Source organism: Mucilaginibacter sp. Mucisp73 (assembly GCF_059491465.1).
In genome coordinates, this window is the sequence record NZ_CP168507.1 from 6,027,432 (window position 1) to 6,051,916 (window position 24,485).

Genomic DNA, 24,485 nt, shown 5'->3' on the forward strand with positions numbered 1-24,485 from the left:
AAACCAGGAAGAGGTTTCGTGAAAACGAAACCTCTTCCTGGTTTTAGCCCCTCTTATCTCTAACTTGTTTCAAGGCGTCTTGGGGTACTAAAACTTATCATGTATATACGTCATGATCCTCACCATCTCATCTCTTATTTCACGGGTTGACCGGGTAAAATTATTGTTCATGAATGCAAAAGCCAGGCGTTTGCCTTTACGGGTAACTATGTACCCGCTTTGGTTATGGTTATTGCTTAACGACCCGGTTTTTGCCCAAACAAAAGGCTGCCCGTTATCGGTTTTATAGGCGCTTTTAATTGTACCTGCTACGCCGCCTACCGGCATCATGCTATGTAACAGGTTTTCATCTTTCACCTCGTCCTGAATTTTGAGCAGCAGGGCTACAAGGTCTCTGGGGGTAAACAAATTATACCGCGACAATCCCGAGCCATCAACCCATTGCGGCACATCGGGCAAGTCATTCAAAAAATGTGCTTTGGAGTAATTGATCACCGAATCGGTACTGAGGGTATTAAACTTTACCGACGAGCACACCAGCAGCAATTGTTCGGCAATAAAATTATCGCTCGGCTGCAGCATCCGCCGGTAAACGGAATCGGCATTGGTATTATAAATAACCCGCGCATCGGCAGCCATTGGTTCCTGCAATAAGGATACCTGCTTTTTGAGTGTATCCTGCAGCAGGGCCATGGTCAATTGCAGGCTTGTTTTCCATGGGATTTCCTGTTTATAGTTTTTGGGGATCTCCCCGGCAGGGTACACAAAGTTATTGCTGATAAAATCGCGCTTAACTTTAAACTGTGCCGGGCGATAATTAATATCGGCATTTAAAAACCGTTTTAGATATTGCGGCTTTACCTGCATGTTACCGTCATTATCTGCGTAAAGCTTGGCAACGTTATCTTCAATAGGCATGGCGGTTATTTCGGCCTGGTAATAATCATTGTAATCGTCCCAGCCCCATCCTCCACCAAAAAACTCACCGGTATAGTTACCGGGCGAATAAAAAAGGTGCTTACTGCTGCTCTTCAAAAAGTTAAGCCCGTTTACCCCTTTCAAATCACTGTGCAGAAAAGAAGGGTCGCCGGTACCCCAAAATATCACCGAATCGCCGCGGGTTTGATAACGCAACGCCGGGATAGAATCGCCAAGCATTTTCAAACAGGTATAAAAAGTAAAAAGCTTGGTATTGGATGCCGGTGTAAAGTATTTATCGGCGTTTAATTCATATATCATTTTATGCTCGTCCAAATCATAAAGGGCGAAACCGGTAAAATGATCATTAACAATCTGCGAATGCTTAAACAGCTTTTTAACCTTTCGTTTTTTTATGGAACGGGCATAAACAATATCACGACAAAGGGATAAAACACAAACAATTAACAGAAATGAAATTGTTGACTTTCGCATAATAAAATAATTTTTTAACAAATAAATCTCGTAAATTTAATATACCAACTATAACCACTTTGTTACACAAGTTATATTATAAATTACGCCATCCGGGAGCATTGTGGCTGGCATTTGTGTTAACATTTTGCTTTATAACCACAGCCCGGGCCCAGTACTTTGATCTTGATGTGCATAAAAAAAAGGTGAATATCCCGTTTAAACTGGAACGAAACCTGATGATCATTCAACTTAAGATCAACCAAAAAGGGCCCTTTAACTTTATATTGGATACCGGCGTTGGTCTCATGATCATAACCGATCCTAAATTAGCCGATTCTATCAGTATTCCTAATAAACGTACATTAAAAATCCCGGGACTTGGCGAAGGGGAGGATTCTGAAGCTTATGTAACCTCAACTTTAGATATTGCCATACCGGGGCTGGTTAGCTATGATGTTGCCGCTGCTATATTAAAAAAAGATCTCTTTAACCTTTCGGGTTATGCAGGCATGCCCATTCATGGTTTGCTGGGCTACGAGTTTTTTAATAACCTGGCCGTAAAGATCAGTTTCCAGGACAGTGTAGTTACCGTTTGCCGGCCCAAAGACCTCAAACCCTTCAGAAAAGCGAATAAGATCCCCATGTCTGTCGAAGACAGGAAAGCCTATGTGGGTGCGCGGGTTATAATGCCGGGCGTAGCACCTATTAATACAAAGCTGGTTGTTGATCTTGGCGCCGGGCACCCGGTATCAATTGAGCGTTATATCAAAACCTATGGCCTTCCGCAAAAATTTATTGCTTCGGCCAACCTCGGCATCGGCTTAAACGGACCAATAAACGGCTTTATAAGCCGGATGGACGAATTTAGTTTAGGAAAATTCAGGATGAAAAGGGTAATAGCTTCATTTCCTGATGATAGCAACAACCAGATCAATCTGTCGGTGAAGCGCGATGGAAACCTCGGCGTTGGGATCTTAAAGCGATTTACCGTTATTCTTGATTATCCGGATAGCGCCATGTATTTAAAACCCGGCCCAACCTATAACGATCCGTTTGAGCATGACATGAGCGGCCTTGAGTATTATGCCGCAGGCGACCACCTCGACAGGATCGTTATCAGCCGCGTAGAGCCCGGTTCGGCAGCCGATGAAATTGGTCTTGAGCGCGACGACGAGATCATATCCGTAAATTTTAAACCCGTTTCAAAAATGAACCTCCAGGATATTGATGAAATATTCAAATCAAAGGATGATAGAAGCCTGCTGCTTGAGGTGTACCATGACAAACGGGTTGATAAAGTTGTACTGACATTGAAACGCAGGATATAATTAGTAATACCTGTAAAATTATTATTGATAAAACACTTTGCAGCTAAAAAAAACCTGTTTTTTATATAAGTTTACGGTTTAAACTATTTTTAATAAATGAAAAAACATCCGTTGCCGGGTATTTATTTACGCGGCTCAGTATTGGCACTTGCGGTTTTGGCGGGCTCTTGCGCTGCCAGGAAGCAAGCTGCAAACCAAAGCCTTACCCTAAAAACCACTACCACACCCGGCGGAACCGTTGCGACAGCAACAACCGGAACCCCAAAAAAGGAAGGGATTAAAAAGTTTAGCGACCTTATTCCCGCTAAAACAAAAGCTGATAGCGGCCTTTTTAATACTTATAAAGTTGATGGCAAATATTACTACGAAATACCCGATTCATTAATTAACCGGGAAATGCTGGTGGTTACCCGTTTTGTAAAAACACCGGGCGGCCTCAAAACATTTGGCCAGCAATATGGCGGCGAAGAAATTAATAACCAGGTTTGGAAATGGGAAAAGCACGATAAGCAGGTATTTATCCGGGTACCCAGCTATTCGTTGCGTGCCGATAGCACCAGTGATATGTACCAATCGGTTAAAAACTCAAACCTTGATGCTATACTGGCCTCCTTTGAGGTAAAAGCCTTTAACAAAGACACTACCGGCGTTTTAATTGATGTTACCGATTTTTACAATGGCGATATTGCCGCTATTGGTTTGTCTGATGATATCAAAAAGGCTTATAAAACCATGGGGGTTGATAACTCACGCTCGTATATCGACACTATTAAAAGCTTCCCGATAAATATTGAGGCGCGCACACTAAAAACCTACCGCGCCGGCGAGTCGCCAACTGATAACAGTAATGCAGCCATTACATTTGAGTTGAACACCTCCATGCTTTTACTGCCCAAAGTCCCGATGAAAGCCCGGATCATGGACCCGCGCGTGGGCTTTTTTGGCCAGCGCCAAACAGATTACGGCACCAATGCTCAAAAAGCCCTGGTTACCGCCTATATTCACCGCTGGAGGTTAGAGCCTAAAGACCCCATTGCTTATGCCAAAGGCGAGCTGGTTGAACCTAAAAAACAAATTGTGTTTTATATTGACCCGGCTACACCTAAAAAGTGGGTGCCTTATTTAATTCAGGGCGTAAACGACTGGCAGAAAGCGTTTGAAGCTGCCGGTTTTAAAAATGCTATAACCGGTAAAGAAGCCCCAACGGCAAAACAGGACCCACAGTTTAGCACCGAAGATGCCCGCTACAGCGTGATCAGGTATTTTGCATCGGATGTAGAAAACGCTTATGGCCCCCACGTGGCCGACCCACGCAGCGGCGAGATCCTGGAAAGCCATGTTGGCTGGTACCACAACGTGATGCAGCTATTGCGCGATTGGTACCTGATCCAAACAGCAGCGGTAAACCCCAAAGCCCGCCACGCACAATTTGCTGACGATCAAATGGGCGAGCTGATCCGTTTTGTATCATCGCATGAAGTTGGTCATACTTTAGGCTTGCCACACAACTTTGGCTCAAGCTACGCTTACCCTGTTGATTCACTACGCTCAAAAACCTTTACCGATAAACATGGTACAGCACCTTCCATTATGGATTATGCCCGCTTTAACTACATAGCCCAACCCGGCGATGGCGTTACGCACCTGTATCCGCAAATTGGCGAGTACGATAACTGGGCAATAAAATGGGGGTATACCTGGTTCCCGGGCAATAAAACGCCGGAGCAGGAAAAAGAAACATTAGCCGTGTGGACCAACAAAAACGCAGGCAACCCGGTTTATTATTTCGGTCGCCAGGGCACTACTATCGATCCCCGCCTGCAAAATGAAGATTTGGGCGATAATGCCATGAAGGCCAGCGCTTATGGTATTGCCAACCTGAAACGGATTTTGCCAAACCTCGAAAAATGGTCGTACAAAAAAGATGAAGGCTATGCCGATCTTAATGAATTATATAATGAAGTTTTAGGTCAGTATTACCGTTACATGGGGCATGTTACCACCAACATTGGCGGCATGAACGAAAACTTTAAAACATATGATCAAAAAGGCGCCGTTTATGATTTTGTGAGCAAAGAACGCCAGCGCGAAGCCGCTTTATTTTTAAACCAGCAATTATACACAACCCCGTTATGGCTAATTAACAAAGCCGAATTGGCCAAGTTTGATAACGGTGTTATGATAAACCGTATTAAGGCCATGCAGGTTTCATTGCTGGGCAATGAGTTAAACCCCTCAAGGCTGGCGCGGATGTATGATAACGAGGCCAAAAATGGCGCTAATGCCTATACCGTTGCGCAGTTATTAACCGATTTGCATACGGGCATATTCGGCACAACCAAACCCGACGGCTACCAGCGTAACCTGCAAAGGGGCTATATTGAAAACCTGAAGAACCTGTTAAATACAGATGCAAGCTTTGCGTTCCCGGGTATATCAAGCGCGCAACTGGCAAGCTGGGGCTTTACTCCAATCAACATCGCATTGTCTGATATCAGGCCCATGGTACGTGCCGAATTAAAGAAAATTGATACCGGCCTGCCCAAGGGCGGCGATGCAATAACAGCAGCTCATTATGCCGACCTTCACCTTAGGATAAAGGAAGCCCTTAATCCGACAAGGCCGGTTGTAAATATTGAAGGGGGAATGGTTAGGGGTATAAACACCGCCAACCAGGATATACTGAATGAAAAAACAGGAAGTATGAACTGCTGGCCACGTACCAATGTTGAAAACTAATCTGGCACATCTCTTAAAAATCGTTCTTAAAATCCTGCCCTATTTGTAGGGTGGGATTTTTCTTTTATGGACTTTACTTTAACAAAACGCTGATGACTTAAAACAATTATGCGGCAGGGTGTAAAAAGCCCTTTGCCTATTTAAGCTGGCTTATATTTTCAAAAAAAGCAATCTGCAAATCAAGCAGCGACTTAACGTTTATTTTTTCGCCGTAAGCATCAAAGCATAAAAATTTTGTTAACTCGGGCCTGTTTTTCTTCGATTTTTCGAAAAAATTAAAGGTTTCAAAAAAATAATGATTGGTTGTAACCTGACTTTTGCTGTTTGTTTGTGATGTATTCAGCCTAAAACCGATCGTATCAATCCATTTGTGCACTTTTGAATGCAGCGAGTTTCTAATATTGTTCATAGGTTAATGTTTGGTTTAAGTATTACGAAATTTCATGCCACAATGTTACTATCATATAAATTCATTTTAAACAATAGTTTATTTCTTGTGTGGATTATTAACGCATCAATAGCATTATTTGGTATTTGCTGCAACAAATATTGAAACTAATTATTCACATATTCGTAATAAACCTTAAAACCTCCAAACGTGGCTCATTGAGCACTCCCCGCCGCTTATAATTGACTGACTGATCTTTATAACAACCACAAGGCCGGAGACCCCGGCCTTTTTTGCATAATAATGTGTAACAATAATATGATTGATAAGCAATTACAGGCCTAATGTGTAACAATAATATATTGATTGGGCTTTTAGCAAATTTTAAGTTGAACATTTGCAGTTCAATTACGTCTATATACACACAAAAACAATAATTGTACGCCGAAAAAACGTTTATGAAACCCCTATTTCTTATTTTAAGTTTTACCCTTTTATTTGCCTTTGGTTCCTACGCTCAAACAGGGCGGGAGGTAAAGGGAACTGTCGTTGATTCCACTAAGCTTTCATTACCCGGCAGCAGTGTTAAACTGGTTTCAAACGGCGGCGACAGCACCATAGCTATTGCCGATGCAGCCGGTAAGTTTTCGTTCCCGGTGGTAAAGGGCAACAAACTGACCCTTACCATTTCGTCAATCGGTTTCACCGCAATTAAAAAACATTACTCGCTTGACGCCGGCACCCAACCGGTTGACCTCGGCCCGATAGTTTTAAAAACCGAAACCAATATGCTTAACCAGGTTACCATTGTAGGTGTTAACCCGGTGATATTAAAAGAGGATACAACCGAATATAAAGTAAGCGCATATCCTGTACGCGAAAATGCTCCTGTTGAAGACGTGTTAAAGAAACTGCCCGGCGTTGATGTGGATAAAGACGGTAATGTAACCGCACAGGGCAAATCGGTGACCAAAGTAAGGGTTAACGGAAAGGATTTTTTTGGGGGTGATGTTAAAACAGCAACCAAGAACCTGCCTGCCGATGTGGTTGAAAGCATCCAGGTAATTGATGACTACGGCGATCAGGCCAACCTTACCGGCATCAAAACCGGCGAACCGGATAAGATCCTGAACATCACCATCCGCAAGGACAAGAACCATGGCTATTTTGGACAAGCCACAGCCGGCGACGGCGAGGATTTTTTACCTAAAGACCCAGGCGTCACCAATGCCAACCGTTATATAGGCGATCTGAAATTTTTCAACTTCAATAATGAACAACAAATAGCCGTATTGGGTACCATTAACAATACCAACGTAAATACATTTACTTACGGTAGCCCATCATCGGGTGGCGGAGGTGGTGGTGGTTTTGGCGGCGGGGGTGGCGGCCGGGGGAATGCATTGCGTGGCTCAAGCAGCTCCACAACCAGCGCAAACGGTATCACCAACGCGCACGCCATTGGTGCCAACTTCCGCGATCAGTGGGGTAAAACACTCTCTGTTTACGGAAGTTACAGCTATACTGATAATACTACCAACACCATTAGCTCATCTATCCAAACCAACAACGTTCAGTCGCCAAGTATAAGTACGCAAAAAAGCGATCAAACAGATAATCCCATTAACCATCGCTTTAACTTTAACCTTGAGTGGAAACCTGATACCATTAATTACTTAAAAGTTGTACCAAACTTCACCTATTCGAGCACTAATACAGATGCTAACGAATCCTTATCAACAACTATTGATGGTATAACACATCCCTCATATACCTCGCTATCTCATACCGACGGCACAACACCAAGCTATGGTATTAACGCCTTGTATAACCACCGCTTCAACGGGCATGGCCGCAACTTAAGCATTAACATCAGCGCTAATACATCAAAAACATCGCAGTTCGATAATCCAACTTATGATTATGCCGATGGCGCCCCCCGCCAGGCGCCAGCCAATCAGCAAACCTATACCGATAGCCGCGTAACCAGCTTTGGTACAAACATCTCCTACATTGAGCCTTTAAGCAAGCGGGGATACCTGGAGTTAAATTATGCCTTTAACCGCTCAAACACCACCAGCGACAGGGAAACCGATACGCTCAGTACCGCCAATACATATGACCATTACGACAGGTTGAGCAATAACTATAAATACAATTTTACCACCAACCGCGTTGGCCTGAACTACCGCTTTATCGAAAAGAAATACAACGTTACTGTAGGTATTGGCGTACAACCGGCCGCATTAAACGGGCTAAACCTTAAAAACGATTCGGCTACGCACGTAACCACGTTTAACGTGATCCCAACCGCTCGTTTCAGCTATAATTTTTCGAGAGGAAAAGCTTTAAACTTCCTGTATAACGGATCAAGCAACCAGCCTACATTTAGCCAGTTGCAGCCCGTTATTGATTTCACAAACGCGCTTTACCCGGTACAGGGTAACCCTAACCTAAAGCCGGAACTTGCCAATAACTTTTCATTGAGATATAATAATTTCAGTTTCCAAACCGGCAATATTTTCTTTACCAATTTCAACTTTACCGCAACACAAAATAAAATAGTACAAAACACTATTTCTTATCCCCGCAAATTTAGTAAGGCGGTGTTAGCAGCAGATCCATCGTTAAAAAGCTTTGAGGGCACTAATCTTACCAACTATTTAAATGCGGATGGTTACTATTCGGGCACTGCCAATGTGGTATACGCCAAGCCGTGGGCCCAGCGTAAATTTACCCTGCAATTTAATAGCGCCTTAACTTACACCAATGGAGTGGCATTCTCAAACAGCATCGATAGCAATAACGTTGCCGCATCATCTGCTCCATTAAAAAACATAGCCAAAAACCTCAACTTTACCCCCGGTTTAAAATTCAGGGTAAATATTGTTGATGTTATTGATGCAGAGGCAAGCAGCAGCTATGGCATCAATAAAACAACCAACTCTATCCATAGTACGCTTATTGATGGCAGCTCAAACTTCCGCACCTTAAATTTAGGGCTGGCGGGCAAAAATTATTTCTGGAAGGACTGGACCCTGAGCTATGACTTTACCCGTACTGTAAATTACGGATATGACCCTAGTCTTGGTATTAAAAACCCTAACATTCTGAATACTTACGTTGAACGCCGCTTTTTGAAAGATCACCGCGCAACTATCCGCTTGGCAGCATATGATCTTTTCAACCAAAACACAGGTTATACATCGGTTGTAAATGGCAATATAACTACGCAATCTACCGTAAACAGGCTTGGGCGTTACTACTTGCTAACATTCACACTTCGTTTACAAAAGTTTGCAGGCAAGGCCCCGGATCAGCAACCCGGCCAGCGCAGGTTTAATCGCGATGGCGGTGGACTTGGTGGACCGGGCGGTGGTCCAGGAGGAGGTGGCCCGGGCGGTCCTGGTTCTTTCTAAGGGATAATATTTTTGTAGAGACGCATAATTGCGTCTTCCGCAGGACAAGCGATTTCAAAAGCGTCTTAGCTACCGTAAATTGCAGGCGGGAGACGCAATTATGCGTCTCTACATTCAAAAACTGTCATTTTTAAATGGCCTCTACGGTAAGCAACCTATCTGGGCCCATACTGCAATGCGTAGGGAATTGGCGAGATCTTCTTTTTGGCAATATTATCCGGGGTTACGTACACCAAATCAAGCTTACGGCCACCTTCTTTCTGAAAGTACTCTATCCGCAACGGATAAAAGCCTTTTTTCAAAGGAACGATGTACGAACGTTCTATATCGCCGTCATGCAAACCATCAAGGTCAATGATCGGCTTATCATTCAGGTACACTTTGCAACCATCGTCGCTCCCTAACCCAAAAATGTAATAGCCATCCTGTTTAACTTCAAATTGCCCATCCATCACTATACCGAAATTATTTTGGCGGGGGAGTTTATTGATACTGAAAGTACTATCGGCTACGCCCTCTTTAACTGGTTTTAAAGTCTTAAAGTCGGGTAGCTTATCCCATTGGCCTTCGTAATAAGCGTAATGAAGGCCGCCCTGTTTGTAGTTTTTCCGGAGCCGTGTTGCGGGCAGATAAGTGCCCGCCCTGAAATCGCCGCTGGTGCTCTTGTCAAATTTCGCCCGGTCGGCTATCTTCCGCAGGGTAACACTTGCGGCGCCTGATAACTCTATTTCGGGCCTTGCAAGCGGCGACGTCACTGACGGCTGCGAGCCATCGAATGTATAGTGCACTTTTGTGGTATCGTCAAAGTACCAGATCTTTATTGGCTTATCCTTAAGTACAATCCCGCGGGATGGGTGAAACTCCAGCGGCTTACCGCCATAGTCATTATAAGCAAACCTTAAACCATCATACATATTTTTCAACCTCACGGTCCCGTGCGATTCCTTTGGATACGCTTTAACCACCCACTCAAAACCCTTCGGGGCATCTTTTTTCAGCAGGCTGTCCATGGCATTAATCTTCATCTCCTTCATGCCCTGTCCTTCACGCCCGCCGATATAAAGCGCCTTACCCTTACCTGCAAGCGCAGGCAGCTTCTCTTTAACCTGCTTAAGCATCACGCCATTATCCCACCAATAACTTGGGTCGCCGGCAATATAATTGCTGAAGAGCTGCGGCTCGTTCAGTAAAGCATAAGTAACAAACACGCCGCCGAAAGAGTGGCCGAAAAGGGTATTATCACCATCAGAAGGATAGGTTTTATCAATATAAGGGATCAGCTCCTCTTTAAAAAACTTTAGAAATTTGTCAGCCCCGCCCGATGTTTTATTTCCATTATTATGGGTAGGCAAAAAATCTCTATCACGGTCAACATTCAGTAGCCCGACAATTATCATTGGCGGCATGGTGTGCTCATCAAAAATAAAATGCTGGATATCGCGCCCTAATTTTATATTCCAATCATCAATGATGTACAATACATCATATTTGGTTGCCGAACCGGCTTTATAACCATCGGGCAATATTACCTGGATAACGCGTTTCTCATTTAATATAACCGAATTGATGGAATCGCGTTTACCGGGCAGGTCCTGCGCCTCAGCGCGTCCTGACAAGCTAACTATTACTGCAATAGTAATGGATAGAAAAAGGTAGGTCCTGGTTTTCATAATGGGGGAGGCTTTGATTACTGGTAAGACTATACCTTAGTAAGGATAGTTACACAAAGCAGGCAAAAAACAGCGGTTGGCTCTTTTTACATAGCTAAAAGCAGAATGCACAAAGCCTAAATCTTAATTCGCTGATTATTAACACTGTTTAATTACTTGAATTATTAGACGCTATATAGCTTAATACAGTTCCTTTATTTTTTTCCGACATTTATTTAGTGCTTAGCTTATTGAACTTGACACTGTAAGTAACCAGGAAATATCGCTTCAGTGTATTGTTTTGCACATCGTTAACCGAATTGGTGTTAATGTAACGGTACACGCTCACGTTTTGATTAAAGAGATCATAAACGGAAAGTTTAAGTTCTCCCCGGTCTTTTTTAAGCATTTGCAGGGCCAGGGACGAGCTCACTACGTTAACCCCTTTTTTAAAACCTGCCGCAACCTGGCTGTTATAATTAAAATCCTGCCTGGTTTCCCAGATGATTTTTTTAGGAAACCTTACCACCAGGCTGTTGCTTATATTGTAGGTAGCTACCCTGATACTCCTGAAATCGTCATAATGATATTTGGAGTTCGATTGGTTAAAACCAACGCTGGTATTCAGGTCAATCACATCTTTCCAGTTAACATTAATATTTTCGCGCAATCCGTATGCAACAGTATTTTGCCAGCCTTCCACATTATTCAGCAAATTAAGGTTTTGGTAATAGTTGCCGTAAAAATTAGCTGATGTGCCGAGCTGCCAGTCTTTTATCTTTTTGAACCCTTTAGAGACACCAACTGAAAAATTATAGCTTGGCCTGCCATCGCGGTTAACGGTAGTACTATTTTGCACCCCGTCTGAGCGAATGGTTTGCTGTGAAACTGCCATGTTTTTTTGCGAAGAAATGTTGCCGTACGAGTAAATACCCAGCTGACTGTTATTAAAGTATTTGAAAAAATTAAAGTAATAGGTATTGCTTATGCCGGGCCTCAAATTTGGATTACCGGTGTAGCTGTACAACGGACTATAAACAATAGTAATAGGCTGCAGGTTTGATACCCCCGGCTGGTTAACACGGCGCTCATAACTCAAGAATATTCCATAAGCTTCGATACGGATTGTTGGCAACAGGAAAAAATAATTTTGAACAAGCCTGCTGGTCGCGAAATTGTTATTGATCTGCTGCCACTGGGTGTTAAGCCCGGCGATGATTTGTGTGTTTTTATTGAGCTGATAAGTGATCCCCGGTTTAATATTCTCGGTCCATAGATCCCGTTTAAGGTCGGAGCTTTGATTAGTGAGCAGCGAATCAAAACCGCCTGTTTTACGGTCGAAGGTAAAAACCTGGTCGCTGGTTTTATTATATATGCCCGATGTGATAACATCAACAATAAGCTTTTTGGTTAGCGGGTATCGGTAACTAAAATCGAGATTGCCCGAAGCATTGTTTGATGTACGGGTAGATAACCTATGCAGGCTATCTGATAATTCCGGGCGTTGGTAATTAACCACATCATTATTAGTGAAATTGTTGTTATGATTAGGGCTAATGTTGAGGTTATGCGATATGGTGAACGATTCTTTACTGCTCTTTTTGGAGCGTTTATGAAAATAAAAGCTTTGGTTAAATTGTGTTGAATGCCCATCTCCCCATGAATTTGATACCGACTGGTTCACCGGCATATCAAAATTGTTTGATGTGCTGCCACCTGATGCCGAGGTGTTGCTATTTGAATTATAACTTAGCGATGGATTGTAACGCAGGTTGCGGATAGTATCAGGATTCCACTCCACAAGACCGCTTAAAGTATGGACATAACTGTTAGCAATCCTGCTGTTCGTAGATCGGGTTAACAGTGTGGTATCCTTCAGAAACTGCTGTTGGAAATTAGCCGATTCATTTACATTATTACGTTGGGTATAAAAGTACTGCAGGTTAAGCTTTAGCTTTTCGCCATAGTTTTGGTTAACATTAAAGCCGCCCGAGGTGATCTTTTCAATCCCGCCTCCCCAGTTTCGGCCGCCATTAAAGGATGTGTTACCTCCGCTTCGGTCAAAACCACCCTCGGCATTAAGCTCATCGCGAGAGAAAGCGGTATGGTTAAGGTTATTGCTTAACCCGATGAGGCTTACCTGCAGTGTATCACGGAACATATTGAACAGCCCCCCGGCTTCATACCTGTCGCGCGAACCCACACCTCCGAATACCTTGCCGAAAACGCTTTTTTTAATGGCCTTTTTAAGTTTGATGTTAATAATCTTCTGTACCTGGGTTTCACTTACCAAATGATCGGGGTCGTTTTCCCGGTCGTCATAAACCTGAACCTGTGCAACAATGGCCGCGTCCAAATTTTTGGTAGCGATCTTAGGGTCCGAGCCAAAAAACTGCTTACCATCAATCAGCAGTTTGCTTACCTGTTTCCCGTTAACGGTAATGGTTCCGTCACCATCTATTTGTACGCCGGGAAGTTTTTTAAGCAATTCTTCAACGGCGGCATTGGGGCGGGTTTTGAAAGCGGCAGCATCAAATTCAATGGTGTCTTTTTTTACTTTGACTGGCACCCGCTCTGCACGTACCACCACTTCCTTAAGCATCTTACTGCTGAGGGTAACGTTGCCCAAATCAATTATATCGCCTTTTTTAAAATTAAAATTATGGATATAGTTTTGATACCCGGCATAGGAAATAACCAGGCGTACCTGTTTATCAACCGGTAGGCGCTGTAATTCAAAATCCCCGTTCTTTTTACTGAGGGTATAAGCTATAAGCGAGGTATCTTTCAGGTCGACAACGGCAACAGTACTCAACTCAAGAGCTTGCTTATTCAGGGAATCGGTGACCTTCCCTTTTATTGTGGCTTTTTGGGCAAAGGCCCCGGAAAACAGGCATAACAGTATTAATGAAAGAAGGATGGTTTTCATCAAGGTTTAGGTGCAGACAGGTAAGGTTAATTAAATTGTGTTATGGGTGATGTAGGGCCGTGGTAATTAGGAAACTTAAATCATGAGGTAGTTATAGGGTTTAGATGTTAGCATGTTGGTTAATTTTTTGATAGACGCGTATTCGACAAATATCAAGCTTAAACTTTTAAAGCATAAAAACAGCTCACCCAGCTTAACCACTACATCCATAACCCCGTAGGCAGCATTATATGCTATAAATGTGCTCTAATAACATGAAAGCAGCATTAATATTGCCTGATATGCTACAAAAAAGGGGGATATTGGGTATTGTAACATTGATTTTACTAAAGTGTCCTTTTTCCCGGAGCCATGCAGAATAAAATTATTTCTTTCTCCGCATTGTTTTTTTGCGATATAAACATCAAACCAAATAAAGGAATATAAATGCGATAAAAATCAAGCATGTTCGCAATAAAATTTCGCAAATTCCGTTTTTAAACTAATATTGTGCAAGTAATATTATTTTGTACCGAATTAATTACCTAAAACCATAACATTATGAAAGCAGCGGAAACCTACAAGTCCATTTATGTAACGTTTTACAGGTGGAATGTTAAAAACTTTGGTCACGGCGGATTGCCAAAAGCTAACGCCCTTTTTGGAGCAAGCTTTTTGATGATCATTTTGCTTGCCATTTTAGTAAGTGTTGCACAATTATTTTTAACCGCCGGCTGGTTTAAGTTAAGTCCGGTATCCGGCTTAATGATATTACTGGGCGCCACAGGCGCGTTTGTGCTCAATTATTTTGTATTGCTGAACAGCCGCTATTTTAAAAAGGTGAATGCCGCGTTTGCACGCATCAGCAAACACAATCCCAATACATGGTCAATAATGCTGATGGTTTGTGTGATTGTTTCCTGCACTATGCTCCTGGTTGTTTGCCAGGCCGGAACATTTTTAAGATGAGATTAAACAATGTGATTATAAGAAGGCCCGCCGGTACCGGCGGGTTTTTTGTTTTATATAGTCCCGCTTTATCACTTCATCAAAATTCTATATCTTTCGCTTCAATTAAACTTTTATCACAGTGTTGGTTAAAACTTTTGGAAGCGCGGTTTATGGGATACAAGCTATTACCATAACAGTTGAGGTGAATATTGCATCGGGCACAAAATATTTCATTGTGGGCCTGCCCGATGTAGCTGTAAAAGAAAGCTATTTCAGGATCGAATCGGCGCTAAAAAACTGCGGTTTCAGGATGCCCCGCCAGCAGGTGGTGGTTAATATGGCCCCGGCCGATATCAAAAAGGAGGGTTCGTCCTATGATCTTACTATCGCCACTGGCGTATTAGCCGCATCCGGCCAGATAGAACCCGAAACCCTTGATAAATTTATCATCATGGGCGAGCTTTCACTCGATGGAAGCCTGCAGCCCATAAAAGGCGCTTTGCCCATAGCCATACAAGCCCGTAAAGATGGCTTTAAAGGTTTTATTCTCCCTAAACAAAACGCCCGTGAAGCAGCCATTGTAAACGACCTTGAAGTTTACGGTGTTGAAAGCATTAAAGACGTCGTTGGCTTTTTTAACGGCACATCCGAACTTAAGCCCGAAATAGTAAACACCCGTGAAGAGTTTTATGACAGCCTCTGCAATTACGACAGCGATTTCAGCGAAGTAAAAGGCCAGGAAAATATTAAGCGCGCCTTAGAGATTGCCGCGGCCGGCGGCCATAATGTAATCCTGATCGGTCCGCCCGGAGCAGGTAAAACCATGCTGGCCCGGAGGCTGCCCTCTATTTTGCCGCCATTGAGTTTATATGAATCGTTAGAAACCACCAAGATCCATTCGGTGGCAGGCAAACTTGCCGCTGCCGATGCGCTGGTAACCATTCGTCCGTTCAGGAGCCCTCACCATACCATTAGCGATGTAGCTTTGGTAGGAGGGGGAAGCAACCCTGCCCCCGGCGAAATTTCTTTGGCCCATAACGGTGTTTTATTTTTAGATGAACTGCCCGAGTTTAAACGCAGCGCCCTCGAGGTTATGCGCCAACCGCTGGAAGAACGCCGTGTTACCATATCACGCGCCAAATTCACAGTTGATTACCCAAGCAGCTTTATGTTGGTGGCAAGTATGAACCCATGTCCATGCGGTTACTATAACCATCCCGAAAAAGAATGTATTTGCCCGCCGGGTATGGTGCAAAAATACCTGAGCAAAATTTCCGGCCCGCTGCTGGACAGGATAGACCTGCATGTGGAAGTAACGCCGGTTAACTTCAGCGAACTATCATCCGACCGTGCTGCCGAAAAAAGCGAGTTCATCCGCGAGCGGGTGATCAGGGCAAGGGAAATCCAGGCAGAGCGTTTCGGCAATCGTCCCGATCTGCATGCCAACGCACAAATGAGCCCTCAAATGGTTCGCGATCTGTGCAAGATCAACGCGGCCGGCCAAACCCTGCTCAAAAAAGCCATGGAAAAACTCGGCCTCTCGGCAAGGGCTTATGACCGCATACTGAAAGTATCCCGCACTATCGCCGATCTTTCCGGGAGTGAGGAAATTAAACTGGAGCATTTAGCCGAGGCTATACATTTCAGGAGTTTGGATAGAGAGGGCTGGGCTGGGTAAAGGTACAACGAGACAATGTCTCGGGAAAGAGCAATCCGAAGCCGGAAACTTCGGACAGCAAGGGTAGCGTCCTTTAGTTTTATTCTTGTTCCGAGAATAAGTACAAGTATAAAGGCAAAAATAAATGATTAGCAACAAATCCATTTCAAGTGTAACAAATAAGAGCGATAATTGCATGGCTTATTGGATATCCGTGTCCTGCGTGATCATTATCGGATTTTTTTGCAGGGATTATATTGAATTGATTTGGTGCCTTTTGGGATTTGTGATACTTTTTACAGCAATCTCATACATTTCAAAGACTATAGTTTTAAAAGAAAATTCTATAATTATTCAGAGCATTTTCGGGAAAGACGTAGCAAAAGATGTAAATCAACGCATGCGTTTAACAACCTCTTGGCTCCTGATAAACAGAATGAAATTGGAGTTTATTGATGGAAGTCGGTATTTGTTTAACGGAAACTCCCCCCCTCTGGCGCAAGTATGAAGGGGTGGCAATGTGTGAAAAGGCTACTTGTGCCAAATATTCGAAAATATGAGTACCAAATACAAATTTCACGATCAGGATAAATTATACTTTGTAAGCTTTTCTGTTGTGTATTGGATAGACCTTTTCATAAGAAATGAATACAAACAGGTATTGCTTGACAGTTGGAGGCATTGTCAAAAGCATAAGGGGCTTGAAATATATGGATGGTGTATCATGACCAGCCACGTTCATATGATTATTGGAACCAGCGGCAATAAACTGGAGGATATATTGCGTGATATGAAAAAACACACCGCAGCCATATTACGAAGTACAATTGAAAACAATCCTATTGAAAGCCGAAAGGAATGGCTTTTATGGATGATGAAACGCGCCGGAGCGAAAAATAGCAATAACGAAAAGTTTCAATTATGGCAACAGGACAATCATCCCATTATGCTGTTTAACCATAAAGTATTGCATCAAAAATTAGATTACATTCATAACAACCCGGTAGAGGCTGGATTTGTAGAAAAACCTGAAGATTACTTATACAGCAGCGCACGGGATTACTATGATTTACCCGGCTTGGTTGATATTTTATTAGTCGATCCGTTACTGGCTTAAATTATAGAAAACTAAGAAGGCACAAGTAGCCGCCCTCTCTTTGCCTGCCCTTCATACTTGCGCCAGTAACAGACAATTGAAACTGCTTAAAACAGCGCTGAAAAACTATGGCCTTAAGAAGCTTTTATTTTATATAAACTATATGACAACCAAACCTTTACTCCTTATCACTATCGCAGCACTAACAATCTTTTCAAGCTCCTGCAAAACCTATTATATGCCTGTTGGTACTTTCCTGGAGCAGGTGCCAACCCTGGAAACGGTGAATTTAAGACAGGTTACCGCCCAGGACCCACTTGGGCATAAGCATACCTATAGTGTTTATCCTATTGATTCGATTAAATGTTTCGATAAAGACGGAACTCCTTATAAGTTAAAGAACGGGCCATCTATTGAAATACGTTTTACAGATATCAATGGCAGGCGATCAACCTTTTACTTCGACCGCACCTGGGTTATCCAGGATTCTGTTATCGGTGTTCAGTCAAAGATTCTTTCACTGAAAAAAGCAATACCGGTAAACACGATCAAGACAATTGAAGTACAGGATGGGCGAAAAAAATACCGGTACGTTAATTAGAACAAGAATATTTCACGTCCAAGACATGCTAAAAATGACACAGGTAGCCATTATTGATTTTCGTATTTAATTAAGATTTCGTTTGCTAACTTTATAATAATCCTGTTCGTATTATAACCTGTACGCGAAACCTTAAACAATTATGAAGAAACCATTACTCACTTCAAATGGTTGGATCCTGTTTGCTGGCCTGATTAGCTTTCTATCTTTTAGCGCAAATGCGCAGCACAACCGAAGTAATAAGAAACCTGTTAACACAACCGGAACACAGCAGAAGCAAGCGGATATATACCTCGCCGGGTATTCAATGCCTGACGGCAAAACGCCGGTTGCGACTTATCTTAAAAACGGCACGGCCGTTTTACTGGCCAATACGCAAAGCCAGTCAGAAATAGCATCGCTGGTTGTAGTTGGCAATGATATTTATGCCGCGGGCACGCACAATGGCCAGGCGGTATATTGGAAAAACGGCACAGAAACACAGCTTTCCAACATCAGCGGTAAGCGTATTTTTGGTAGGGCTTACGACATCGCTGTAGACAGCAGAAACGGCGATGTTTATGTAGTTGGCTATGAGCGCATCTTTGACAGGGACGACATGTATAGCCCATTCAGGGACTGGGCCAGGTGCTGGAAAAATGGGAAGCAGGTACTGCTTACTGCTATTGAGCGATCATATGCTACATCCGTTGCTGTTGATTACAAAACAGGAGATGTTTACGTTGCCGGTAAAGACGATGCCTATACCAAGTATTGGAAGAATGGAGCGCCTGTAAAAATAATTAACGATCCCTTGCCCGTAGTGCCGGCATCTATCCGTATAGCGAATAATGATTTTTACATTCCCGGAATATATTATGAGCCTGCAGGAAATAGCAGCTCAGTATATTACCGCGTCGCTTACTGGTGCGGTGCTAAAGGTACCGTATTTCTTACCGACAGAAACCAGAATGAAGCCCGGAGCACGGCTATTGCTGTTTCCGGCTCGAACGTTTATGTGGCCGGCTGGGAAAACGGGTTTGCCAAATATTGGAAAAACGGCGTACCTACAGTACTTACCAAATTGACGGATTATCCGCAGCCGTATAAAATAGCCGCAGATGGCGATGATGTATATGTGGCCGGATGGGGAGAACAGGATGGTAGTAGCGGGATACGATACTGGAAGAATGGTCAATTGGCAGGAACGTTTACTAATTTTAATATAAACGATATTGCTGTTGCAAGGCAAGGGGATAATTTAGTTAAGAGCGTAAAATCTACGCCCGCTGTTAAAGAAACACAACCTATTATTGCTCAACCACCTCCTGCACCCGTAGCCTCAACTCTTGAAGAGGATGCCAGGAAATTTTTAGCCGACAACAAAAAGAAACCAGGCGTTATTACTACAATCAGTGGCTTGCAGTATGAAATAATAAAGCTGGGCACAGGATCAAAACCATTAGCATCAGACAAGGTGAAATTTGATTTCCGAAGGACGATTATAATAGGTGGAAAATTTAAAGAAACCGCCGTTAGCCACTCGCCACTCAACAAAGTAGTAGACGACTTACTTCCTGGCCTGTGGGAGGGGATACAGTTGATGAACGTGGGCAGCAAATACCGGTTGTTTTTCCCAGCGAGACTCGGATTCTATAAACCTACACCTGAGTATCCTGCAGCATCTGTTACATTTATTTGGGAGATAGAATTGCTGGAGATACTAAAATGACCTATCATATCCCTGAAAAATTCAGGCGCTTATTAGCGGCTCCTGCGTTGGCGCGCGAAAGGGGGTAAAGTTGGGTTTTAAGGCTTAATAACGGCGCTACAAACCCATTCAATTGCCGGCGAAGCCGGGGCTGATACCCGGCGCGGGCAAATTGGGTTATGCAGCTTAGCAGTTTACCTGCAAAACTTTAAGCCATACAGCCAACTGTACTATTATATTAAATAGCCGGTTAACTTAAAAGAAGCATGGCCCGCGGTTGCTGCCAATTGGAAATTTGTTAACCCTGCCATGCACATGATCGCAATGTGTATGATCGCGATACATTTTTTGATGAGATGGCGGGCAATTTACCTGTAGTGGTTGGGTAGTTTCAGTCTTATCAGGCTGACAAACTATCGTAGCTTGTTTTTTCATAACGACTTCTCCCTATGTTAGGTGACATTGATAATTGATATAATAAATTTAACTATAAAAACAGTTATTTACAATACCTTTCTATCAGAAAATAATATTAAAAAATTACGGGTTAAACCCGAAGGTGCAAGTAGCTTTTGCCCGCAGGCAAACCCTGCATATTTGCGCCAGCAAAGGAAAAAAATCATTAGTGGCATCTTAGATAAATAAACAGCCGGAGCAAATAATATATACTCCGGCTGTTTAAATAATATAGCGTACCTGTATTTATTTCCCTTTCCAAAACTGCAGGTAATGCAGGTTGTACCCTCCGTTGTTAGCTAATACCTTTATTTTGTTGCTCCCGGCTTTTAAAACAATGTTTTTTACAGCAATAACCTGCCATTTTTTTAGCCCGCCTGTGTTGGGTACTGCCACTTCTTTTGCCTGGGTTATATTATTAACTAAAACAGATAGTTTGGCATCATCGGTAGCGGATGCCACTTTGAGGCATAGGGAGTATCTGCCCGGTGTTTTAACCTGTATTGTGTACTGTGTCCATTCATTGGTTTCAATATGATCTACATAGTAACTGTCATACTTCGTAGAATCTTTGCTGATATCAACGCCGTCATTCCGGTAAACATGGCCTTTGTTGCCTACACCGGGTTTGCCTGAAGTATGATAGTCGGCGGTATCGGTGTCAAAATAAGCATAACCGTTGCGGCCCAGGTCATAATCAACAGCATTGATCACGGTGCCGTTGTCAATCCTGTTGGCTTTAAAGGGCTTGGTAACGCTTGTATGCGGCTGCCTGAAAATAGCATCGATGACATCATGATGGATAATGGTATTTTCTAATTTAGCATACGTAGCCAGCTCAAGGGTGCCGCTATAAGTATTGCTCTCGTTAGGTTTATTCCTGCCGGTGTTCAGGTACCTCGCCACATCATCATAGTTCAGATTTGAACGGATCTCCATCGGGTTATTATTGCCCAGCTTTTTTAATGGCCATAATGACCAGCCAATGTTATTTTTTTCTAATAAGCCGATAGCTTCGGTAAGCCAGGTATTTGAGTTTTCGCCGGTTTCGCCCAGCCATACGGGGATATTATACTGCTCGCGTGTTTTTACGATATGCTCAACAGACTTCTGATTGTTAAAATTCCAGTATTTATGAAAGCTCAGCACCATGTTTTTATCCCATTGGGGTAAAATGCCGTTATAGTTATTGCCCCAACCGTTGCCTTCAATAATAATGATGTGTTTTTTATCTACCTCGCGAATGGCTGCAGTAATATCAACCATCAGTTTTCTTAGCGGACCGTTTGTTTTTTCCTTCAGTCCGTTTTTATCATTTTGAGGATCGTCAAAACCCCAGTTTGGCTCGTTGATGATATCATAAGCGCTTATGTAAGGTTCGTTTTTATAGCGCTCGGCCAGTTTACGCCAAAGGGCTATGGTTTTTTGTTTATTAGCCTCGCTGTCCCAAAGCGATGGTTTGTCCGGGTCGCGGTCGGAGATGTTCAGGTCGTTGCCTTGTCCGCCGGGCGCGGCATGCAGGTCAAGGATCAGGTACATGTGGTTTGCTTTACACCAGGCCAGTAAGTCATCGGTCATTTTAAACCCTTTATCCAGCCAGGTGTTTTTACCGGCAACGGGCTCCTTATCAACCGGCAAGGTGTAAAGGTTGTAGTGCATTGGCAGGCGAATAGAATTAAATCCCCAGCGCTTCATCGAATCCACATCAATTTTGCGGGTGTTATTGGCCAGCCAGGTATCATAAAACTCCTTAGTTTCGGCCGGGCCCATTAGCTCTTCCAGCCTTTCGCGAATGCGGTACTGCCGGCTGTCTTTGTTAATGTGCAGCATATAGCCTTCCTGCAGCATCCATCCCCCTAAACCCATACCCCGCATCAATACATTCTGCCCCTTTTCATCAACTATTTTTTTGCCTTCGGCTTTTAAAAAGCCTGTTTGCGCATTGCCTTGTAACGAGACAAATAATGCAGGAGCCGCGGCAAGCAGAGCTTTAATCCCAGACCTTACCTTTATGTTTTTTATTAACGATGTTAACATGTTGTTGTGCATTTAAATTTTTCCTGAACCGGTTTATATTACCAGATATACGTTCCAACCGAACCTTTATCAAGTTTAACAGCTAATACTTTTCCCTGGTACTGGATGTTAAAATCCTGCGCGCCATCGCCGGTGTTGGCTACGATAAGTACTTTTTTTCCATCGGGGGTTTTGAAAGCTACATTAGGTAAAGTATCCATATTGTTTGATGCAATTCGTACTGAACCCGGACGTACAAATTTGGAAGCGTGGGCAATTGAATAATAAGCTACGTTCTTCTTTACTTGGTTTTTATCAATGGTAACGGCGCCCTGGCACATTGGGCAGCCGCCCCTGTCGGTATAGGGCTTATATTCAGGGTCGGCGGCAAGGTTCCACTCCAGTACATTGCGGCTCCAGTTGCGGGTTGCGCCAACAATCAGGCTTTTTACCGGCCAGGCAATGTTGATGGTACTTTGATTTTCGGGCTCAACGGTCATCTGCTCGGTAAAGTAAATGTTTTTATCAGGATGGGCGTTGTGCACATCGGTAAGGGCCGAGATATCGCCGCCATACAGGTGAAAGCCCGAACCGTCCACATATTTACGGGCAGCCGGGTCATTCAATATCGAAATAGGGTAGTCGGGCCTGTCGGCATTATGATCGTAAACAATGATCTTTGTTTTGATACCTGCCGCCTTAAACGCCGGACCAAGGTTGTTTTTGATAAAGTCGGCTTCGTCGGGCGCAACCATCAGCAAGCTGGGGTTATTACCCGGGTGTAAAGGCTCATTTTGAATGGTGATGGCATCAATATTAATTCCATTGGCCTTCATCGCCTGGATATATTTAACCAGGTATTTTGCATACACCGGGTAACAATCGGGTTTTAACCTGCCGCCGCGGGTATCATTATTGGTTTTCATCCAGGCCGGCGGCGACCATGGCGAACCCAATACCTTGATTGCCGGGTTAATTGCCAGGATCTGTTTCATTACCGGGATCACATCGGTTTTATCCGGGCCAAGGTTAAAATGTTTTAACGTTGGATCTGTCTGGCCTTTGGGCATATCATCATAGGAGAATACTTTCTCGTTCAGATCGGATGCGCCAATACTCAGCCTTAAATAACTGATACCAATATCATTTCCTGTAACCGCAAAAAGATTTTTAAGCAGCGCGGCCCGGCTTTCGGTACTCATGCGGATGATGTGCATAGCGCTGCCTCCGGTTAATGCAAATCCAAACCCGTCTATCGGCTGGTAATGTTGCTTATCATTAACAGTAATAGTGGTGCCGCCGGCCTCCCCGGTTTTAAAAATAAGCGGCTCTTTTTGCTGCTCAAAAAGTGCCGATCTGTCGGCCCGGGTAAGCCATAAGCTTGCCTTTGTTTGCGCGTTTATTGCAGCGACCGGGCCAAGCAGCATGGCGCCCAATAAAATCGATTTGATTTGCGTATTCATGAAACAGGATTTACAGGTTTATTTATTGGATAGCAGGAATTAATACGGCTGTTAAAATTGGATAAGTAAAAATATTACTGTTTTTAATAAAATGTAGTAATTAATCGGTTACAAAGTCAATAAGTAGATTTTGTAGTGGTTAAGAAGTAGTTTATCCCTGGGGTTAATTTAAAGCAGGGCGATATAAAGTCTTGTTTAACTGCGCAAATTTAATTTGCAATTTAAAACATTTGTTTTTATGAAATGATTTCTATAAATTCACGTACAACTATCCAATGAATACTCCATCTAAAAAAATTGTCATATTTGATGACGACGAGGACATCCTTTCTATTTGCAGTTATATTTTGGAGGAACAAGGGTGGGAAGTGCACACATTTAGCGACTGCAATAACATTGTTGAAAAGGTTTCGGGCATTTTGCCAGATGTGATCATGATGGATAACTGGATCCCCGATTCGGGCGGGATCATTGCCACGCAAACCCTCAAAAAAACCGAAGGGCTTAAAGAAATACCGGTAATTTATTTTTCGGCAAACAGCGATATCCAGATCCTGGCCAATCATGCCGGCGCCCAAAGCTATTTAGCCAAACCATTTGACCTTGAAGACCTGGAAAAGGTGATCAACAGGGTGATAGCGGCGTAGGAGGGATAGCTACTATACCATAAATTTATCTTGCGGATAGTGCAGGGGGCTGCGTTAGTGATAGGAGCGGATACCGGCCTTG

The 24,485-nt window shown here is 43.3% G+C and carries 15 protein-coding genes; 9 read left to right on the top strand and 6 right to left on the bottom strand.

Annotated features, from left to right (window positions below; genetic code table 11):
• Positions 1 to 87 precede the first annotated feature (87 nt).
• The gene (locus ACEN82_RS24960) at positions 88 to 1,413 is read right to left on the bottom strand and encodes a D-alanyl-D-alanine carboxypeptidase (RefSeq protein ID WP_413322975.1); all 1,326 of its coding nucleotides are present in this window, start codon (positions 1,411 to 1,413) and stop codon (positions 88 to 90) included.
• 59 nt (positions 1,414 to 1,472) lie between these two features.
• On the opposite strand from ACEN82_RS24960, the gene ACEN82_RS24965 reads away from it, so the two are divergent.
• Both ACEN82_RS24965 and ACEN82_RS24970 read left to right on the top strand, forming a co-directional pair.
• Positions 1,473 to 2,723 carry an aspartyl protease family protein gene (locus ACEN82_RS24965; RefSeq protein WP_413322974.1) on the top strand — a complete coding sequence of 417 codons (1,251 nt, stop codon included), beginning with the start codon at positions 1,473 to 1,475 and terminating at the stop codon, positions 2,721 to 2,723.
• A gap of 96 nt (positions 2,724 to 2,819) precedes the next feature.
• Entirely contained in the window at positions 2,820 to 5,462 is a 2,643-nt protein-coding gene (locus ACEN82_RS24970; RefSeq protein WP_413322973.1) for a zinc-dependent metalloprotease, read from the top strand.
• A 136-nt stretch (positions 5,463 to 5,598) separates the two neighbouring features.
• Here the strand turns inward: ACEN82_RS24970 and ACEN82_RS24975 are convergent, their stop codons facing one another.
• Positions 5,599 to 5,871: a hypothetical protein gene (locus ACEN82_RS24975; protein WP_090532667.1), complete on the bottom strand. Its 273-nt coding sequence runs from the start codon at positions 5,869 to 5,871 to the stop codon at positions 5,599 to 5,601.
• Positions 5,872 to 6,308: 437 nt separating this feature from the next.
• Between ACEN82_RS24975 and ACEN82_RS24980 the strand changes: the two genes are divergently transcribed.
• The gene (locus tag ACEN82_RS24980; protein ID WP_495644034.1) at positions 6,309 to 9,269 is read left to right on the top strand and encodes an outer membrane beta-barrel protein; all 2,961 of its coding nucleotides are present in this window, start codon (positions 6,309 to 6,311) and stop codon (positions 9,267 to 9,269) included.
• Between the two features lie 155 nt (positions 9,270 to 9,424).
• Here ACEN82_RS24980 and ACEN82_RS24985 read toward each other — a convergent pair whose 3' ends face one another.
• Both ACEN82_RS24985 and ACEN82_RS24990 read right to left on the bottom strand, forming a co-directional pair.
• On the bottom strand, positions 9,425 to 10,939 hold the full coding sequence (locus ACEN82_RS24985) for a PA14 domain-containing protein (RefSeq protein ID WP_413320996.1): 1,515 nt from the start codon (positions 10,937 to 10,939) through the stop codon (positions 9,425 to 9,427).
• 211 nt (positions 10,940 to 11,150) lie between these two features.
• Entirely contained in the window at positions 11,151 to 13,847 is a 2,697-nt protein-coding gene (locus ACEN82_RS24990) for an outer membrane beta-barrel protein (RefSeq protein ID WP_413320995.1), read from the bottom strand.
• Positions 13,848 to 14,387: 540 nt separating this feature from the next.
• On the opposite strand from ACEN82_RS24990, the gene ACEN82_RS24995 reads away from it, so the two are divergent.
• The 5 genes from ACEN82_RS24995 (at position 14,388) to ACEN82_RS25015 (ending at position 19,842) form a co-directional block, all read left to right on the top strand.
• On the top strand, positions 14,388 to 14,795 hold the full coding sequence (locus ACEN82_RS24995) for a hypothetical protein (RefSeq protein ID WP_413320994.1): 408 nt from the start codon (positions 14,388 to 14,390) through the stop codon (positions 14,793 to 14,795).
• A gap of 121 nt (positions 14,796 to 14,916) precedes the next feature.
• On the top strand, positions 14,917 to 16,455 hold the full coding sequence (locus ACEN82_RS25000; RefSeq protein WP_413320993.1) for a YifB family Mg chelatase-like AAA ATPase: 1,539 nt from the start codon (positions 14,917 to 14,919) through the stop codon (positions 16,453 to 16,455).
• 535 nt (positions 16,456 to 16,990) lie between these two features.
• A complete protein-coding gene (locus ACEN82_RS25005; protein ID WP_413320992.1) occupies positions 16,991 to 17,551 on the top strand; it encodes an REP-associated tyrosine transposase in 561 nt (186 codons plus the stop codon).
• A gap of 142 nt (positions 17,552 to 17,693) precedes the next feature.
• On the top strand, positions 17,694 to 18,131 hold the full coding sequence (locus ACEN82_RS25010; RefSeq protein WP_413320991.1) for a hypothetical protein: 438 nt from the start codon (positions 17,694 to 17,696) through the stop codon (positions 18,129 to 18,131).
• A 142-nt stretch (positions 18,132 to 18,273) separates the two neighbouring features.
• A complete protein-coding gene (locus ACEN82_RS25015) occupies positions 18,274 to 19,842 on the top strand; it encodes an FKBP-type peptidyl-prolyl cis-trans isomerase N-terminal domain-containing protein (RefSeq protein ID WP_413320990.1) in 1,569 nt (522 codons plus the stop codon).
• A 681-nt stretch (positions 19,843 to 20,523) separates the two neighbouring features.
• On the opposite strand, the gene ACEN82_RS25020 is transcribed toward ACEN82_RS25015, so the two are convergent.
• The gene (locus ACEN82_RS25020) at positions 20,524 to 22,314 is read right to left on the bottom strand and encodes a cellulase family glycosylhydrolase (RefSeq protein WP_413320989.1); all 1,791 of its coding nucleotides are present in this window, start codon (positions 22,312 to 22,314) and stop codon (positions 20,524 to 20,526) included.
• 38 nt (positions 22,315 to 22,352) lie between these two features.
• A complete protein-coding gene (locus tag ACEN82_RS25025) occupies positions 22,353 to 23,756 on the bottom strand; it encodes a glycoside hydrolase family 30 protein (RefSeq protein ID WP_413320988.1) in 1,404 nt (467 codons plus the stop codon).
• A gap of 275 nt (positions 23,757 to 24,031) precedes the next feature.
• Between ACEN82_RS25025 and ACEN82_RS25030 the strand changes: the two genes are divergently transcribed.
• A complete protein-coding gene (locus ACEN82_RS25030) occupies positions 24,032 to 24,403 on the top strand; it encodes a response regulator (protein ID WP_090532688.1) in 372 nt (123 codons plus the stop codon).
• Positions 24,404 to 24,485: the final 82 nt, after the last annotated feature.